This is a genomic window from Nocardia sp. CA-151230 (assembly GCF_050942175.1).
Taxonomy (GTDB): Bacteria; Actinomycetota; Actinomycetes; order Mycobacteriales; family Mycobacteriaceae; genus Nocardia.
The window spans coordinates 4,875,628-4,892,490 of sequence record NZ_CP192061.1 but is presented as its reverse complement, the minus strand read 5'-3'; the positions used below and the strand labels follow the sequence as shown (position 1 = coordinate 4,892,490).

Genomic DNA, 16,863 nt, shown 5'->3' with positions numbered 1-16,863 from the left:
GCCACGAACGACGCTGGTCGGCAAGTGATGTTTGTCCGATTTGGGCGGTCGCAATTCAAAAGTTATGTCGATGGTTTATCGGCTCGAATTACGGGTATACTTTTCTACCCATCGAGCATGAAATGCATTTGCACCGTGAGGGATTCGCGAATCTCGGCAGTAGCGCTCGCCGAGAACCCTTTTCTACCGACTCACTCCGCGAGCACCTCGGGGAATCCGAACAATGCGACCAGCGCCGGGTCGTGGAACGAGATGACACCGCGAACACCGGCGGCGGTCGGAGCCAGGACCACGATGCCGTGGCCGCGGAGCACGCCCTCGGTGTCCCGGTGATACTCGATGGCGGCGGGCCGGCCGTTGGCCGTGGTGGGTAGCATCCGCCAGTCACCGGGCCGACCCATCACGTAGGCGTCGAGCATGCGGATGCAGTTCGCCCGGCCCGCCTGCCAATCTCGGAACGGGGTCGCTTCCAGCGTCGCGTCGGCGCGCAACACCTGCTGCAGGAGGGCAGCGTCGGCGTGTTCGAAGGCGGCGATGTAGCCGTCGAGCAGCGCCCGCGCCCGCTCATCGGATGGTTCGAGCAATTCCTCTGGCCCCGAGGGCAATTCGTGCAGGCGGGCGCGGGCCCGCTGCAGGCCGCTCTTGACCGCCGCGGTTGTGGTGCCGAGGAGTTCCGCGGTTTCGGCGGCGGAGAAGGACAGGACCTCGCGCAGGATGAGGATGGCGCGCTGGCGGGCGGGGAGATGCTGAAGGCTCGCGATGAGGGCCAGGCGGAGTGACTCGCGGGCGACCACCGCGGCGGCCGGATCGTCCGCGGCAGTTGCGATCCAACCGTCGGGGCATGGTTCCAGCCACGAAACCTCGCCCGGCGCAAGGCGACTCGGCGCGCCCTCGGACCCGTCGGCGGGACCGCCCAGGCCCGAGGGCAGTACTCGGATGCGGCGCGGCTCGAGCGCCGACAGGCAGACATTGGTGGCGATCTTGTACAGCCAGGTCCGAACCGATGCGCGACCCTCGAAAGCGGAGTAGGCGCGCCAGGCGCGCAGGTAGGTCTCCTGGACCAGGTCTTCGGCGTCGTGGGCCGAGCCGACCATGCGGTAGCAGTGCGCCAGCAGTTCCCGGCGGAATCGCTCGGTTTCGGCGGTGAAGCGGCTCCGATCGGCCGCCTCCGCCAGGTGCGCCGTCATGCGGCGAGTTTAGGCTGCCGCCGGGCTGCAGATTGGCTGCTCGTCATGGGCTGCTCTCTTTCCGGATCGTGTGCCCGCTGATCGGGTCCGTCGCCCATGACGACCGGGAAGCCGGTCCGAAGGAATCGAAACCCAGGTCAGCGGGTGTCCGGAGCGGTCAGGGCAGCAGGGCCAATTTGCCGATGGTGGCGCGGGATTCCATTTCCGCGAGGACTTTCGGGCCGTCGGCGAGATCATGGGCGGTGGGTCTGGTGGGTGCGAGAACACCTGCGGCGATGAGCGCGAACATTTCGGCCATAACCTCGCCGAAGACGTGGGGTGCGGTCTGGATCAGCACGCCGATATTGAGGCCGATGAGGTGAATCTGGTACTTGTACACCAATTCCCAGTTGGTGATGGCGCTGTTGCCACCTGCCATGCCGTAGACGACGACCCGTCCGGTGACCCGTTTGGCCGCGGCGAGGCTCGCGGTGAAGGTCGAGCCACCGGCGGATTCGAGCACCAGATCGGCTCCGGCGTCGTCGGTCAGCTCGAGGACGTCGTCGGCGAGGTGCTCGGACCGCGAGTCCAGCACGTGGTCGGCACCGAGTCCCCGCACGATCTCGTGCTTGCCCGGCGAGGCGGTGGCGATGACGATCGCACCGTAGTGCTTGGCCATGGCCACCGCAGCCTGGCCGGTCGCGCCCGCTGCGGCATGGATCAGCACCGTCTCACCAGTGGCTATGCGGCCCAATGGTTTCAATGCGGCGAGCGCGGTGGGCCAGTTCACGACCAGTCCGAGTGCCTGCTCGGCGTTCCATCCGGCCGGGATCGGCACGGCCGCGGCCGCGGGCAGCACCGCGTATTCGGCGAACGCACCGGCCCCCACGCCGATGACGCGGGCCCCCGAAAGCGATTCGGCCACTTCGTCTCCCGCCGCGACGACCTCACCGGCGGCCTCGAATCCCGCCGTGTACGGTGGCCGCGGTCCGCCCAGGAAGGTGCCGCGGGCCTGGGAGATGTCGGCGAAGTTGACTCCGGCGGCGGTGACCCGGATCAGGATCTCGCCCGGACCGGGAACCGGTACCGGCGCATCGGTGATCAGACGCAGGTCCTGCGGGCCCTGCAGCGAGGTCTGCCGCAAGGCCCGCATGGTGGTGGGGATGGTCATGGTGATCAGCACTCCTTCTCGGTTTGTCACCAGATAGACCGCCGCCACCGGAGAAAGGAATCGGCCGCCGGAACCGGTCAGCCGATCGGCGTGACCGCGGGCATGGTGAAGCGGCCCGACAGGATGTCGGGGCCGGGGACGTAGGAGCGGGCGAAGAGGATGAACGGGTGGCCGGCGGCCGGGGCGGGCAGCCAGTTCGCCCGGCGGTCGGGGCGCGGCGTCTCGGGTTGGATCCAGATGTCGATGCTGCCGTCGGGGTTGGTGACGACTCCCGGTGTGTTGCCCGCGATTTCGTAGCGGTTGATCGGGTTGGGGGTCAGGAACTGGCCCGTCGGCTGGATCTCGTAGAGCGATACCGACCAGAACGCATGGGAGGGAATGCCGCCCGGCGGCAGGTGCAGGGTATAGGCGGTGCTCCCGGTCATCGGTTGTCCCGCACCGTCGGTGAAGGTGATCCAGTAGTTGGCCTCCTCGCGCCGCAGCCCGAGCATGCCGGTGCCGCTGCCCAGCGCCAGGGCGCGCTGCCCGTAGTCGTGCTGGCCGGTGGTGCCCAGCAGGGATCCGGGCGGGCTGTAGTCGATCCAGCCCTTGGCCTTCGCGGTCTGTTCGGCGTACTGCTTCATGTAGGTGCCGAGCTGTGGAAACAGGCTGTGCCAGGCGTCTTTCACCGATTGCGGCAGGCGGTCGAAGCTGCAGTCCGCGCCGCAGATGCCGACTCGGCGGAGCGTGTCGAGCAGGGGACGGTCGGCGGCCGGCGGGGGATCGAGGGTCAACATCTGGTTCACCACGGCCAGGTAGTTCTCGGGGTCGCCGGGAACCGGCCGGACGCGGGTGGTCGGCTCGGTCGTGGTGGGCCGCATCGGTGTGAAGGTGAACCCGTCCTGCACGGCATTGACGGCGGCCCGATCGGCGGGGCCGGTGGTCTGGACCCGCAGGTTGACGTAGACGTCGTTGGTGGGCGCGTGCACGACCGAGACCCCCTGGGGCGCTTGGCCGTTCCACTGTGGTCCGACCAGCAGATAGCGCAGGGCGCCGCTGCCGGTGGTGCGCGGGCCCGCGTAGAAGAAGGTGTTGGAGTAGAAGTCGATGAGGGTCAGCACGTAGTAGCGGCTGCCGGTGTCGGGGGTGTCGAGGAAGACCGGTCCCCGCGAAAGATCGGTCCACGCAGTCGAATACAGCGCGTCGACCAGCGGCGCGTTGGCCCAGGTGTCCTGCGGCCCGGCCACGGTGCGGGAGTGCGCGAAGCGATCGAGCGTGGTGCTGGTGCGGCCGCCGGTGGTCTCGAGCGCGTTCCATCGCAGCTGCGAAAGGAAGTACAGCGGGAACGCGTAGTCGTAGGCCGTGCGGATCGTGGTGTCCGTATCGGCCGGCGCGGCCGGGCCGGAGGTGGTCCCGCAGGCCGCCAGTGCCGCGGTGACGACGATTGCGGCCAGTGCCCGTGCGGTGCGAGCGGAGAGAGCGCGGTTGCCTCGGACAGGTCTCATGGAACCCTCCTCGATAGATCCGAATTGTAAGGCGACTGCCTTAAGGCGTATGCCTCGAGGAGGCAACTTGTCAAAGGCCGGTCTGGTCCCCGGGCCTGGGTATTGACATCCGATCGGAAGGTCCCACGCGCAGCCCGAGAGTCCCGCTGACCGGGACTTATGCCTTCGCTCGGCGGCGGCACTGTGACAGGTTCCACATGCCTGATTCCCTGCACATCACCGGTGAGGTGGTCCGCGGGCCATTCCCGCCACCTCGCCCTTTCGCGCGCTCTACGAGGAGATCCCCGTGCACACCAGAAGCCTCATCGCCGCTGCCACCCTGGCCACCGTCGCACTCACCCCGACCGCCGCCACCGCGGCGGCGGAGGCCACGACGGAAGCGGCGGCACCCGATACCGGCGTGAATTACCGTGTCGAGGCAACCGATTCCGCCGCGGTCATCACCACCGACGCCGGCAGCATGGTCGTCGAGGACGGCGTATTCAAGATCAAGGCGGCTAGCGGTCAGGTGCTGGCCGGGATTCCCCTGACCGTCCGAATCGACAACGCCGACTACCCGATTCAGGCGTCGGTGGACGGCCACACCGCCACGCTGACGCCCGTCGCCCTGCCGTATCAGGAGGAGGCGCCGTGGCGGACCCGGTACGAACGTGAGCAGGCGGCCTTCTCCCGTGCTTCGTTGCAGATCACCAGCGCCGCGGCCGGGGGAGCGGCCCTGGGGACCGCCATCGGCGGCGTTGCCGGGTGTGTGGGCGGCGCGGTGGTCGGCACGGTCGTCACCGGGATTCTCGCCGCCCTGTTCGGGGCGGGTCCGCTGGCGGGCTGCCTGGCCGGCATCGCCATCGGCGCGGGCATCGGCGCATTCGCGGGTGCGCTCCTGGTCACCGCGCCGGTGGCGGTGGCGTCGGTGATCCAGTACTTCACCACGATCAACGAGCCGTTCGTGCCCAATACGCCTGCGGCCAAATAGTTCTCACCGTCCCGACCCCCGGGCAGGGTGCGCCTCGCTCGGGGACCGGGACCGGATCACTACGATGTCGGAGTGTCAGACGGCCCATCCACCAGGCAGATCCTGGCTTCGACCGCATTGCGCATGTTCGCCGAGCGCGGCATCGATGCGGTCTCGCTGCGTGAGCTCACCGCGGCCGCCGGTCAGCGCAACAAGACTGCCGCGCAATACCATTTCGGCACCAAGGAACAGCTGGTCCGGGAGATCTTCGAGCAGCACACCGGGCAGGTGAACCAGCGCCGCTGGGAGCTGCTCGCCGAACTCGGCCACGACAGCCGCCGCCTCGGCGTCCCCGAACTCGCCGACGCCCTGATCCGCCCGCTCGCCGAACAGGCCACCCGCCCGGACGCCCACTACCTGCGTTTCCTCGCCCAGGTCTCCACGCCCCCCTGGGTCTACGCCCTGACCCAGGCCGACCCCGCCGTCACCGACAGCGTCCGGACCGTCCTGGCGGCCCTGGCCGAGCGGCTCACTCGCATTCCCGGCCCGGTCCTGCGCACCCGCCTGTCGTTCAGCATGATGCTCGCCGTCCGCGCCCTGGCCGGTCTCGAACACGCTGCCCCGGCCGCCGACGATCCGCGCACCGCGCTGTTCACCACCAACATCATCGACGCCACCGTCGGCATGCTCACCGCCCCCGTCTCGGGCACCGCCGCCGACCTGCTCACCGAGCTACCCGACAATCCGTCGGACCCGGCCTGGCCGTGGCAGATTCTGATCGGCGCGGCCAGCGGCGACTAGCTGATCGCGGTTCCGTGCCGGATCCACCGGATCCCGGCGGGGTTGCGCCGGCGGCGATGACGACGCGGTCGGCCATCGGCTCCGAACATGCTGGGGCGCAGGATGTCTGCCCGCTCTGGTCAGGCGATGGTGGCGGGTTCGCGGAGCGGGGTCAGGGCGTGGGTCCAGGCCAGGAGCTCGTCGATCACGCCGTGCAGGGCGGGGGTTTGCGGTGGCTGGGGCCGGAATTCGGTGTAGGCGACGAAGTCGTCGCGCAGGGTCAGGGCCAGCTGCGGGCCGATGTCGGCCATGCGCAGGACACCGGCCTGGGCGCGCAGCTTCTGGATCGCCATCACGGCGCCGTAGATGCCGTAGCCGACGTAGGCGACCGGCTTGCAGGCCCATTCGGCGTACAGGTAGTCGATGCAGTTGGTGAGGGAGGACGGGGGTGCGGTGTTGTATTCGCCGGTCACGAAGATGAAGGCGTCACAGGAGCCGACGTGCTCGGCGAAGCGGCGGGTGTACGGGTGCTGTCCGGGCGTGCGGGCCGCCGGGACGGGTTCGTCCAGCAGGGGGAGCCGGTGATCCTGCAGATCGATCAGCTCGAATTCGGCTGTCTCGCCTGCATGTTCGGTGGCGATGGCCTGCACCCAGCGAGCCACGTTCTCGCCGATGCCGCCGGGCCGGGTGCTGCCGATGATGATGCCGATTCTGGTCATGTCGATTACTCCTCGGGGTGGTGACGACTCGACGACACAAAGTGCCGCCGACTCCCACCGTTGTGACATCCCGGCACGGTGATGTGCGTCACTCGCCTGGTGTGCGGAACCGTCCGGGCCGCAGGGCGGTATCCCTGCGAGTGCCGTTCAGCGCCGTTCAGCCCACCGAGCCCTCGCATAGGCGCGTGCCCTGGGATTTCGACCATCGAGAGGATGGCGATCATTCTGAACGAGCTGTGGTTCAGTTCAGCGCCGCAACTCGAAGGTGCCGGCGCCCTTGCCTTCAGCGCACGGGCCGGTCATCTCGTCCGCCCGTAGCATCTGGGCAGGCCAGGCAACATTCTTGTGCCGGAAGACATTCGGGCACTCGGAGCCGGAACCGGTTACTGACAACAGTCCTGACGATTGTCCCAGTCGTGTGTATGGTCGGAAGGGCATGTTTCACAATGGGGAGTGCCAGGGCTTTATGAGTAGTCAACGACCGCTGTCGTCTTTCGAGTTCAAGCATTTCGACCCCGACGCTCGCTGGGGCGATGTGCCGAAAGCCGGTGTGCCGCTGTTCGTCGCGACCACGGTACGCGGTGAGATCGACCCCGACGTCATGCGCAGGGTGCTGGCGGAATTGGCCGCCGACCACGCGCTGCTGCGCGCGGTCATGGTCCACGAGCCCGGCAGTGAGCCGGTCTTCCGGGTTCGCGAGGAGTACCAGCCCCCGCTCGAGGTCACCGAGTGGGGACCCGACGGCTATCAGCGGCTGGTCAACATCGAACAGGACTGGAGCACCGGCCTTTTCAAGGCTCACGTGCTGCGTGAGGGCGGTCTCGACCAGATCGTGCTGATCATGCACCACGGCATGTGCGATGGACGGTCGGCGCTGGCGCTGCGCGACGACATGTGGCAGCGCTACGGCGCCCAGTTGGCGGGTTCGCCACTGCCGCCGTCGAATTCGGACAACGCACTGGTCGACGGTATCGATACGTTGCTGGCGGGCAGTGTCACCGAGACCGAGGTCGACGAGTTGGTCGCGATGCTGCGCGGTATCGCGGCCGCCGGTGACGCGGTGCCCGCGCCACTCGAGCTGCCCCGCGACGGCGACGGCGTCGGCGACCCGGTGGGCCGGTTCGCCATCCAGCGCATCGAGGTGGACCCCGAGCAGAGCGCGGCCCTCTTCGGTGTCGCACGCGCGCAGGGTGTTTCGGTCAACAGCCTGGTCACCGGCGTGGCCATGGTCGCGGTGCGCGGCCAGCTCGAGTCGGACTCCGGGCCGGTACCGATGGTGTTCGGGCACGCGGTGGATCTGCGCGCCTCGCTCGCCGAGCCGATCCCGCAGTCGACACTGCTCAATTGCGCGGGTGGGGTGGCCACCCCGGTTTTCGCCGCCGCCGACACCGATCCGATCGAGCTGGCCAAGGCGACCGAGGTGGCCATGCGCGCCGCCCTCGACGCCCGGTTCCCGGCCCTGTTCATGCGGGCCTCACAGCGCGCGTTCGACCCGGAGACCGCCGCGATCTTCGGTGCGCAGCCCACGCTGGGTATGGCGAATCTCGGTGTGGAACAGACGCCTTCGATCCCCGGCGGACTCGAATTCGTCTCCGATGACGCGTTCGGCATGGCCCTGGGCATGCCGCCGAAGCTGACCGTGTGGACCGTCGCCGAGCGGCTCATCATCCACGTCAACTACGACACCACTCGCAACAGTCACGCCCTCATGGGCCGCGTGACCGAGGCGATCCGGGAGCAGGTCCGTCGCGTCTGCGACGCCGACGCGGATCGTGGCTGACTCGCGGCCGGACGCGCCATGAGAGTTGCTGTCAGCCAGGAGAAGTGCATCGCAGCCGGTCACTGTGTGCTGCGTGCCGACCAAGTCTTCGACCAGCGCGACGACGACGGCGTCGTCGTGCTGCTCGACGAGAATCCGGCGCCGGAGCAGGCCCCGGCCGTGCGAACGGCCGCCGAATTCTGCCCAGCGCAAGCCATACACATCGAGGATTGACCCGAACATGCCTGAGTCCAGCACCGAGACCCCCGCCGAGCCGACCTTCTATCCCGGTCGCCGCTCCGCGAGCTGCCCGTTCGCGCCCGCCGCGGAGATCCGCGAACTCGCCGACGCCGGCCCGATCTCCAAGGTCCGGACCTGGGAGGGCAAGCAGCCGTGGCTGATCACCGGCTACACCGAGGCGCGTGAGCTGTTCGCCGATTCCCGCGTCAGCGCCGACAACCACCACCCCTCCTACCCGCACATCCACGAGGGGATGAAGGCGGTCGCGGAGATGAGCCCGCGCACCATGTTCAACACCGACGGCCAGGAGCACGCCCGCTACCGGCGCATGCTGGCCAAGCCGTTCACCCCCAAGCGGCTCGAGGCCATGCGGCCCAATATCCAGAAGCACATCGACGAGACCATCGACGCCATGCTGGAGCAGGGCAACTCCGCGGACCTGATGAAGGCGCTGGCGCTGCCGGTACCGTCGCTGATGATCTGCGAACTGCTCGGCGTCCCCTACGAGGACCACGCGTTCTTCCAGGAGGCCACCGAACTCGGCTTCGGCGGCAACGCGACCGCCGAGGAGCAGCAGCAGTCGACGCTGGAGGTGCTCGGCTACCTCAACAAGCTGGTCGAGGCCAAGACCGAGAACCCGGCCGAGGATCTGCTCTCCGATGTCGCCGAACTGGTCCGCGACGGTCAACTGCAGGTGTGGGAGGCCGCGCTGCAGACGGTCGGCATTCTGGTCGCCGGGCACGAGACCACCGCGAACATGATCTCGCTGGCCGTCATCGCGCTGCTCGACCGGCCCGAGCAGCTGGCGATCATTCGCGACACCGACGACCCGCAGGTGCTCGGCAATGCGGTCGACGAGCTGATCCGCTACATGACCATCGTCGACACCGGGCTGCGGCGGGTCGCCATCGAGGACATCGAGGTCGGCGGTGAGGTGATCCGCGCAGGCGACCCGATCGTGTTCGACCTGGCCACCGCGAACTGGAACCCGGGGGTCTTCGCCGAGCCGGGCACCCTGGACCTGGCGCGCGCGAATGCCGCGCAGCACTTGGCGTTCGGCTCGGGCCGGCACCAGTGCATCGGTCTGCAGCTCGCGCGCATCGAGCTCGGCATGGTGCTGCAGACGCTGTTCCGGCGGGTGCCGGGGCTGCGCCTGTCCGTGCCGACCGAGGAGATCGACTTCAAGTACGACGCCATGGTGTACGGGGTGCGGTCGCTGCCCGTCGTGTGGTGATGCGGTGAGCGGTGCCCTGCCGTCACGGCAGGGCATGCAGCCAGAGTCTGCTGCGGTCGGCCTCGGTGGTGGCCAGCAGCAGGCCGGCAGGCAGCGCGACCATGCGAGCCCCGGGCGCGCTCGCGGGCAGGGAGATCTGTTGCCATTCAGTGCAATTCGGCGCCATCGACGCCAGTTGCGCGACGTGGTCGAGTGCCACGAGCCCCAGCACGCGCGAGGCGGTCGGCAGGACCTGGAGCACGTCGACCGTTGACGCGCCCGGGCCGGTCACGGCGTCGGCGTCGGCCGACGGCCAGCACAGCACGTGTGGTGTGGCGCCGATGGACTGGCCGAGCACCGTGCAGCCGGTATTGCCGCAGCCGACGCGCGCGGCGACGGCATTCGCGCCCGGCAGCTCGTGACGCTGCCATCCGAGGCCGTCGGGCGAGGTCCACACCAGTGGCCGAAGGACATTGTCGCGCAAGGTTTCCCCGACGATGACGAAGCCCTGCGCGCCGGTGCCGACCCCGGCCGCGCCGGTCTGTTCGCCGGGTGCGGACGACAGCGCCGGATCGTCCGCGTGCCGCCGCCAGTCGGCGCCGTCGGCGGAGGTCCAGTACGCGGCGCCGTAGCGGCCGTTGTCGCCGTCCCACCCACCCACCAGCAGATCGGTGGCGCCGTGCGCCGCCGCCGCGGTCACCGCGATGGCGTGCGGGCCGCCGAACATCTCCATGGCCTGGGTGTGCTCGGTGAGTCCCCGGCCGTCGCCGCTCCAGATGGTCATGCGCGGATTGCTGTGCGCGCCACCGAAAGCCTGACCCAGCACCACGGTATGCGTGCCGGTGCCCGCCGAAATCAGTTCCGCCAGTGCGCCGTACGGGCTGTCGGGCCGTACGGGGACCGATGTCCAGCGAGTGCCGTCGGGGGAGGACCAGGCGGCGGGGGCGCGTCCGTCGCCGGCCGGGATCGAGCCCAGTGCCAGCACGCCGCCCGCGATCGGCGCGAAATCCAGCACCCGCGCCCCGTGCTGCGGCAGCGATACCTCGCGCCAGGGCGAATCCGATTCCCGCACAGCACACCCGGCCGCCAGTACCAGAACGGCGACCAGGACGATTGACCACCTCATTGGGACAGGGTGCCAGAACACCCCGGCGATTTGTCGGTTGTGCACGTTTCCGGCGGACCCGAATCGCCGTGCCGAGGCAAATCCGGGCCGTGCACCGAACGGTGTGTGACGATCTCTCCTCGTGGCGGCTGTCCGGTTCACACGGATATGGATGCTGGTGGCGCTGGTGACGGCGCTGCTCCCACTGCATGCGCACGCCGACCCGATCTCGGATCTGTTGAATCCCGCACACGATCCGGCCAGCGTGATGCCGACGCCGCCGGCCGACCCCTTCTTCACGCCCGAGCCCGGTTTCGAGGCCCGGCCGCCGGGGAGCGTGTTGGCAGCCCGCACGATCGACGGCCAGTTTCCCGCCGCAGACGCCAACCAGTTTCTGGTGCGATCCACCGACTCCCACGATCGGCCGGTCGCCATCGTGACCACCCTGCTGGTGCCGCACGCGGCGTGGCCGGGAACGGGTCCGAGACCGCTGGTGTCGTACAACCTTCCGATCTCCTCGCTGGGTCAGTCCTGTGCGCCCTCCGCGGATCTCGAGCGGAGTATGTCGGCCGATGTCGTGGCGATTCGGCTGATTCTGGCCAAGGGCTATGCGGTGGTCGTTCCCGACCACCAGGGCCCGCGGCAGGCGTACGCGGCGGGGCTGATGGGCGGGCACGCCGTGCTCGATTCCATCCGGGGAGTGACCCGCGCGAACATGCCAGGGCTCGGGCCGGAGACGCCGGTGGTGATGACGAGCTATTCCGGCGGTTCGATCGCTACCAGCTGGGCGGCGCAGCTGGCGCCGACCTATGCGCCGGAGATCCGGCTGGCGGGCGCGATAATCGGGGGGACCCCGGCGGATTATCAGACCCTGCTGCCCGCCATGGACGGCACCTGGGGTACCGGGGTCCTGCTGGCGGCCGTGCTCGGGCTGTCCCGCGAGTACCCCGAACTGCTGGGCCTGTTCAACGACAACGGGTGGCGGTTGGCGCGGATGTTCCGCGATATCTGCATTTCGCCGGAGACGGCGCTCGGGCTCATCGCGCCGCTGCGGGTGGAACAGCTCTCGGTCGTGCCGGATCCACTGAAACTGCCTGTGGTGCAGCGGATTCTGGCACAGAACCGGCCAGGCGGCAGCGCGCCGGGCGTGCCGGTGTTCCTCTTCCACGGCGTCAATGAGATCTTCGTTCCCTTCGCGGGCGCGCAGCACCTGTTCGACGACTGGTGCGCGCGGGGCGCCCGCGTACGATTGCAGCCGCTCCCGGGGGAGCACTACATCGTCGGCGTGCTCTCGATTCCACTGACCACCGGGTGGATCGAGGATCTGCTGGCCGGCCGGCTGGTGCCGCCGGGGTGTACCGGTCCGGGCCATTGACAATCCGCAGTAATCATCGTGGCCGAGCCTGGAAGCGGCGCTGACGGAATAGACACCGCGCCAGGTGGCTGCTCAGCGCTGGGTCGGCCGGTGCCGAGTCCGGTCCGCGCCGCGGCGGTGGTGGGCCAGTTGCAGCTCGAGCAGTAGGCGATCCGCTGGATCGTCGAGGTCGATGCCGGTGATGTCCTGGGCGCGGCGCAGGCGGTAGCGCAGCGTGTTCGGGTGGATGCGCAACGCGGTGGCCGCGGCCCGCACGTCGCCGTGATGGCGCAGATAGCGCTCGACGCTGGCCTCGAGTTGCGCGGCGTGACCACGGTCGTAATCGAACAGGGCGGTCAGGCGCGGGTCCTCGAGTTCGGGGCGGGCGGCGATGAGATCGAGGATCTCGCCCAGCAGGACGGCCGTACGGGATTCGGCGAGGGTGGTCACCCGATCCTTCGGAAAGCCCGCCGCGGTGCTGTCCAGGACGCGGTCCACCTCGAGGCGGGCGCGGGCGACGCCGGTGAGCTCGGCGACGGGAACGGCGATGGCGGCGCGCAGGATCGGGGTGCCGGTGGATTCCAACTGATCGACCAGCTGCCGGGTCCAGGCGGTGACCGCGCGGGCCGAGTGGTAGCGCGGAAGCAGGATGTAGGCGCGGTCGCCGATGAGGGTCGCCAGCGAGTCGCGGCGGAAGGCGCTCGCGCGCAGGCGAAGTGCGCTGCCCAGCGCCGACAGTTCCGCGGCGGCGGGCGCCGCGCCGGTGGATGCGAAACCGATGACCGCCGCCGGGCCGGACACCGGGATACCCAGGGCACTGGCCACCGACGGCACATCGACACCGCCGCCGCGCGCGCCGAACAGGCGCTGGATCAGCAGGGCCTCGGTGGACGGTGCGTCCAGGCTGCGCGAGATGATGCGTGCGGCAATGGCCGACGCGCCCCGCAGCACTTCGGCCGCATCGGACTTGAACGGCCGCTCGCCCTCCTGCAGCCAGATCGATCCGAGGACGGTGGCGGCCCTGCCCTCGCCCGGCCGCCGAATCCCCACGGCCAGACGGTGTTTGATGTCGAGCTCGGCGTGCGCGGGCAGGTCGACCACCTCGTCGGTGTGCCGCAGCCGGTCGAAGACACCCCATTGCTGCAGGATCCGCAGATATTCGCGCGGCCCCTCCCGGCCCAGGATGGATTGGATCCGCAGGCGGTCCGCGGCGTCGTTGGAGGCCGAGTAGGCGAGCACGTGCGAGTGCGCGTCCTCGATGGTGACCATGCCGCCGGCATTCTGCGCGATGATCTGCGCCAGCCCGAACAGGTCGGTATCGGCAGCCAGCAGATCCTGGTCCGCGCTGTCGCGGGCCGGGCCCGTGCGATCCAGCACCCGTCGGATCAGCGGGTACACGTGATCCCAGCGGGCCTTCGGATGCACCCCGACCACCGCCACTCCGGCCCGTAGCGCGGCCCGCCGCAACCCGCCCGCCGCGGCCGCGGACTTCGACAGCACCGCGCGCGGTCGCTGTGCCGGTGCCCGCTGTGCGACCTCCTCGAGCCACCGCACGGCCTCGGCCTCGGCGATCCCCACGTGCAGGTACATGTCCGACATGGGTGCGTGCGCAACGGTTTCCGAGCTCAGGTCCGAACTGTCGACCAGCGCTACCGACCGGATGGCCACCTCGTCCCCGAGCGGTGCGTCGACCAGGTCGACGAGCGTCGTGCCCAGTGCCCCCAGCAGTTCCCGCAGCGCTACTCCGGTTCGGGTGAAGGAGCTCCGTACGGCCTCCGCCTCGTTCGGGCTCCCCGGTGCCTCGTCCGGCACGCCGATGGCGCGGTCGATGCCGTTTCCCACGGGGACCGAGCCGGGCTCGGCGGTCCGCTGATCGGCGGGGGTGCGGCGTCGGCCTGGGGTCATGCTGTCTCCGGTGTTCAGAGCATGGGTGCTGCTGCGCACGCCCGGCCGGGTGGGCCGGAGTCGCGCCACCGATTCCGGGCATGCAGGTGTCGAACGTGTTGGGCCGAACGTACAACAGGTCCGATGGTTCTTTGGCCGATCGGCTCAATATCCCCGAGGCGATTCGGGGTTGACTCGGCGTACTCGCCCGGTGACACGGGCCATAATCCGCCAGGAGGTTGTCATGGACGCCGTCACAGTCACTCCACCGCCGGTGAACGAACCGGTGGGGACCTTCGCGCCCGGCACCCCGGAGCGCGCGCGACTGCAGGCCGAGCTCACCGAACTCGCCGCGACGCCGCTCGAGATTCCGCACGTGATCGGTGGACGGGAGCGGCGGAGCGCGGGTGAGGTGCTGGATGTCGTGCAGCCGCACCGGCATTCGGCGGTGCTCGGGACCATCACGGTGGCCGAGGCGAGGGATGCGGCCGACGCGATCGAGGCGGCGACCGCTGCGGCGCCGGGGTGGCGGGCGCTGTCGTTCGATGAGCGGGCGGCGGTATTCCTGCGGGCCGCGGATCTACTGTCCGGACCGTGGCGGGAGACGGTGGCGGCGGCAACCATGCTGGGGCAGTCGAAGACCGCGTATCAGGCCGAGATCGACGCACCGTGTGAGCTGGTGGATTTCTGGCGGTTCAATGTGCACTTCGCGCGCGGGATCCTGGCCGGGCAGCCGCTCTCGACGCCGGGGGTGTGGAATCGGGTGGACTACCGGTCACTGGAAGGGTTCGTGTACGCGGTCACGCCGTTCAATTTCACCGCCATCGCGGCCAATCTGCCGACCGCGCCGGCGCTGATGGGCAATACGGTGGTGTGGAAACCCTCACCCACACAGGCATTTTCGGCGTACTGGACAATGCGGCTGCTGGAGGCGGCGGGGCTGCCACCGGGCGTGATCAATCTGGTGCACGGCCACGGTCCCGAGGTGTCGGCCGTGGCGCTGGCCGATCGGCGGCTGGCGGGCATTCACTTCACGGGTTCGACGGGGACGTTCCAGCGGCTGTGGCGCACGGTCGGGGAGAACATCGCCGGGTACGACACCTATCCGCGGCTGGTCGGCGAGACCGGCGGCAAGGATTTCGTGGTCGCGCACAGCTCGGCCGATCCGGACGTGTTGAGCACGGCGCTGATTCGCGGGGCGTTCGACTACCAGGGGCAGAAGTGTTCGGCGGCGTCGCGGGCGTTCATTCCGAAATCGGTGTGGTCGCGCATGTCCGGGGACTTCCTGAGCAAGGTGTCGGAGCTGACCTACGGCGACGTCACCGATTTCACGAATTTCGGTGGGGCGCTGATCGATCGGCGTGCCTTCGACCGCAATGTGGACGCCCTCGCCCGGGCCGAGGCGACACCCGGTCTGACCGTGCTCACCGGTGGTCGCGCCGACGACAGTGTGGGCTACTTCGTCGAGCCGACCGTCCTGCTGGGCGAGGATCCGGGTGACGAGGCGTTCCGGACCGAGTACTTCGGGCCGATTCTGGCCGTGCACGTCTACGACGACACGACGCCCGACGGGTTCGGCGCGGTGCTGGATCTGGTCGATCGCGGGTCGTCGTACGGACTCACCGGCGCGGTGATCGCCGATGATCGGACGGCGGTCGCGAGGGCGTCCGAGCGACTTCGGTACGCGGCGGGCAATTTCTACGTCAATGACAAGCCGACCGGCGCGGTGGTCGGACAGCAGCCTTTCGGCGGCTCGCGGGGCTCCGGCACCAACGACAAGGCCGGGTCGGCGCAGAACCTGTTGCGCTGGACCTCGGCGCGCACCATCAAGGAGACCTTCGTGCCGCCGACCGATCACCGGTATCCGCACCAGGCCGTGGCCACGGAAGCGGGGGAACGCTGATGTTCACGACCGTGCTGCGTCCGGCGCTGCTGGCGGCCTCACGGTCGCCTCGGGTGGAACGGACCCTCACCGGGCTGGCATCGACCCGGAAGATGGTGCGGCGCTTCGTCGCCGGGGAATCCGAGGGAGATGCTGCGGCGGCCACGGGGACGCTGCTCGACTCCGGGCGGTACGTCAGCCTCGACTATCTGGGCGAGGACACCACCGACCTCGCGCAGGCGCGCGCCACCGTCGCGCATTACCTCGCCCTGCTCGAAACCCTGGGCGATCTGCCCGGATCCGCGGGAGAGGTACGGCCACTGGAAGTTTCGCTCAAGCTCTCCGCGCTGGGCCAGGCGCTGCCCCGGGACGGCCACGCCATCGCTCTCGAACACGCCCACAAGATCTGCACCGCCGCCGCGACGGCGGGGGTCTGGGTCACCGTGGACGCCGAGGACCACACCACCACCGATTCCACCCTGTCCGTCGTGCACTCACTGCGGGCGGACTTCCCCTGGGTGGGCACGGTGTTGCAGGCGTACCTGCTGCGTACCGAGGGCGACTGCCGCGACCTGTCCGGTCCCGGATCGCGAATCCGCCTGTGCAAGGGCGCCTATCGCGAACCGGCCGGGGCCGCGTACCAGAGCCGCGACGAGGTGGACGCGTCCTATCTGCACTGCCTCGACATCCTCGTGCGCGGCCTGGGCTATCCCATGGTGGCCACCCACGACCCGGTCATGCTCGACGCCGCCGCCCACTACGTGCGGGCGGCGCGGCGGTCGCCGGACCGTTTCGAATTCCAGATGCTCTACGGCATCCGCGACGACGAGCAGCAACGGCTGGTCGCCACGGGCGCGCACCTGCGCACCTATGTGCCCTACGGCGACCAGTGGTACGGCTACTTCATGCGCCGATTGGCCGAGCGCCCGGCCAATCTCGCGTTCTTCCTGCGCTCCTTCGGACCGGGCGCGGGACGCTGAGGATTTCCAGCCGGCCGGTTGGACGAGGATGTTCACCCTCGAAGTCGGCGACCCTGACACCTCATCGGGTTGAGACCCGGCCCCGTCCGGGCTCCGCTGGGCCGAGCACAGGGCACCGGCCGGACCCGCGTAGCGCACCGGCGCACGTTACCTGCGGGTGAACTCCTGCTCACAGTC

At 69.3% G+C, this 16,863-nt stretch carries 14 protein-coding genes; 8 read left to right on the top strand and 6 right to left on the bottom strand.

Features of this window, described 5'->3' with window-relative positions; genetic code table 11:
- Positions 1–191: 191 nt before the first annotated feature.
- From ACQP1O_RS23170 to ACQP1O_RS23160, 3 genes are all read right to left on the bottom strand, one after another.
- On the bottom strand, positions 192–1,187 hold the full coding sequence (locus ACQP1O_RS23170) for an RNA polymerase subunit sigma-70 (protein WP_433560586.1): 996 nt from the start codon (positions 1,185–1,187) through the stop codon (positions 192–194).
- A 157-nt stretch (positions 1,188–1,344) separates the two neighbouring features.
- Positions 1,345–2,337 (bottom strand): zinc-binding dehydrogenase, encoded by a 993-nt coding sequence (locus ACQP1O_RS23165; protein WP_433560585.1) that lies wholly within the window; start codon positions 2,335–2,337, stop codon positions 1,345–1,347.
- Positions 2,338–2,414: 77 nt separating this feature from the next.
- On the bottom strand, positions 2,415–3,821 hold the full coding sequence (locus ACQP1O_RS23160; RefSeq protein WP_433560584.1) for a DUF1254 domain-containing protein: 1,407 nt from the start codon (positions 3,819–3,821) through the stop codon (positions 2,415–2,417).
- Positions 3,822–4,107: 286 nt separating this feature from the next.
- On the opposite strand from ACQP1O_RS23160, the gene ACQP1O_RS23155 reads away from it, so the two are divergent.
- Entirely contained in the window at positions 4,108–4,791 is a 684-nt protein-coding gene (locus tag ACQP1O_RS23155) for a hypothetical protein (protein ID WP_433560583.1), read from the top strand.
- A 72-nt stretch (positions 4,792–4,863) separates the two neighbouring features.
- The gene (locus ACQP1O_RS23150) at positions 4,864–5,571 is read left to right on the top strand and encodes a TetR family transcriptional regulator (RefSeq protein WP_433560582.1); all 708 of its coding nucleotides are present in this window, start codon (positions 4,864–4,866) and stop codon (positions 5,569–5,571) included.
- Between the two features lie 119 nt (positions 5,572–5,690).
- On the opposite strand, the gene ACQP1O_RS23145 is transcribed toward ACQP1O_RS23150, so the two are convergent.
- Positions 5,691–6,269 (bottom strand): NADPH-dependent FMN reductase, encoded by a 579-nt coding sequence (locus ACQP1O_RS23145; RefSeq protein ID WP_433560581.1) that lies wholly within the window; start codon positions 6,267–6,269, stop codon positions 5,691–5,693.
- A gap of 466 nt (positions 6,270–6,735) precedes the next feature.
- On the opposite strand from ACQP1O_RS23145, the gene ACQP1O_RS23140 reads away from it, so the two are divergent.
- The 3 genes from ACQP1O_RS23140 to ACQP1O_RS23130 are packed head-to-tail and all read left to right on the top strand — an operon-like array spanning position 6,736 to position 9,502.
- Entirely contained in the window at positions 6,736–8,049 is a 1,314-nt protein-coding gene (locus tag ACQP1O_RS23140) for a phthiocerol/phthiodiolone dimycocerosyl transferase family protein (protein WP_433560580.1), read from the top strand.
- A gap of 18 nt (positions 8,050–8,067) precedes the next feature.
- Positions 8,068–8,262 carry a ferredoxin gene (locus tag ACQP1O_RS23135; protein ID WP_433560579.1) on the top strand — a complete coding sequence of 65 codons (195 nt, stop codon included), beginning with the start codon at positions 8,068–8,070 and terminating at the stop codon, positions 8,260–8,262.
- Positions 8,258–9,502 (top strand): cytochrome P450, encoded by a 1,245-nt coding sequence (locus tag ACQP1O_RS23130; RefSeq protein ID WP_433567760.1) that lies wholly within the window; start codon positions 8,258–8,260, stop codon positions 9,500–9,502. Before ACQP1O_RS23135 ends, ACQP1O_RS23130 begins: the two co-directional genes overlap by 5 nt.
- Before the next feature lie 22 nt (positions 9,503–9,524).
- On the opposite strand, the gene ACQP1O_RS23125 is transcribed toward ACQP1O_RS23130, so the two are convergent.
- Entirely contained in the window at positions 9,525–10,607 is a 1,083-nt protein-coding gene (locus ACQP1O_RS23125) for a hypothetical protein (RefSeq protein ID WP_433560578.1), read from the bottom strand.
- A 121-nt stretch (positions 10,608–10,728) separates the two neighbouring features.
- Here ACQP1O_RS23125 and ACQP1O_RS23120 point away from each other — a divergent pair, with 121 nt between their 5' ends.
- Entirely contained in the window at positions 10,729–11,961 is a 1,233-nt protein-coding gene (locus tag ACQP1O_RS23120; RefSeq protein ID WP_433560577.1) for a lipase family protein, read from the top strand.
- Between the two features lie 72 nt (positions 11,962–12,033).
- Here the strand turns inward: ACQP1O_RS23120 and ACQP1O_RS23115 are convergent, their stop codons facing one another.
- On the bottom strand, positions 12,034–13,845 hold the full coding sequence (locus ACQP1O_RS23115) for a PucR family transcriptional regulator (protein ID WP_433560576.1): 1,812 nt from the start codon (positions 13,843–13,845) through the stop codon (positions 12,034–12,036).
- A gap of 223 nt (positions 13,846–14,068) precedes the next feature.
- Here ACQP1O_RS23115 and pruA point away from each other — a divergent pair, with 223 nt between their 5' ends.
- The gene (gene pruA, locus ACQP1O_RS23110) at positions 14,069–15,727 is read left to right on the top strand and encodes an L-glutamate gamma-semialdehyde dehydrogenase (protein WP_433560575.1); all 1,659 of its coding nucleotides are present in this window, start codon (positions 14,069–14,071) and stop codon (positions 15,725–15,727) included.
- The gene (locus ACQP1O_RS23105) at positions 15,724–16,686 is read left to right on the top strand and encodes a proline dehydrogenase family protein (RefSeq protein WP_433567759.1); all 963 of its coding nucleotides are present in this window, start codon (positions 15,724–15,726) and stop codon (positions 16,684–16,686) included. The genes pruA and ACQP1O_RS23105 overlap by 4 nt, the downstream gene beginning before the upstream one ends.
- Positions 16,687–16,863 lie beyond the last annotated feature (177 nt).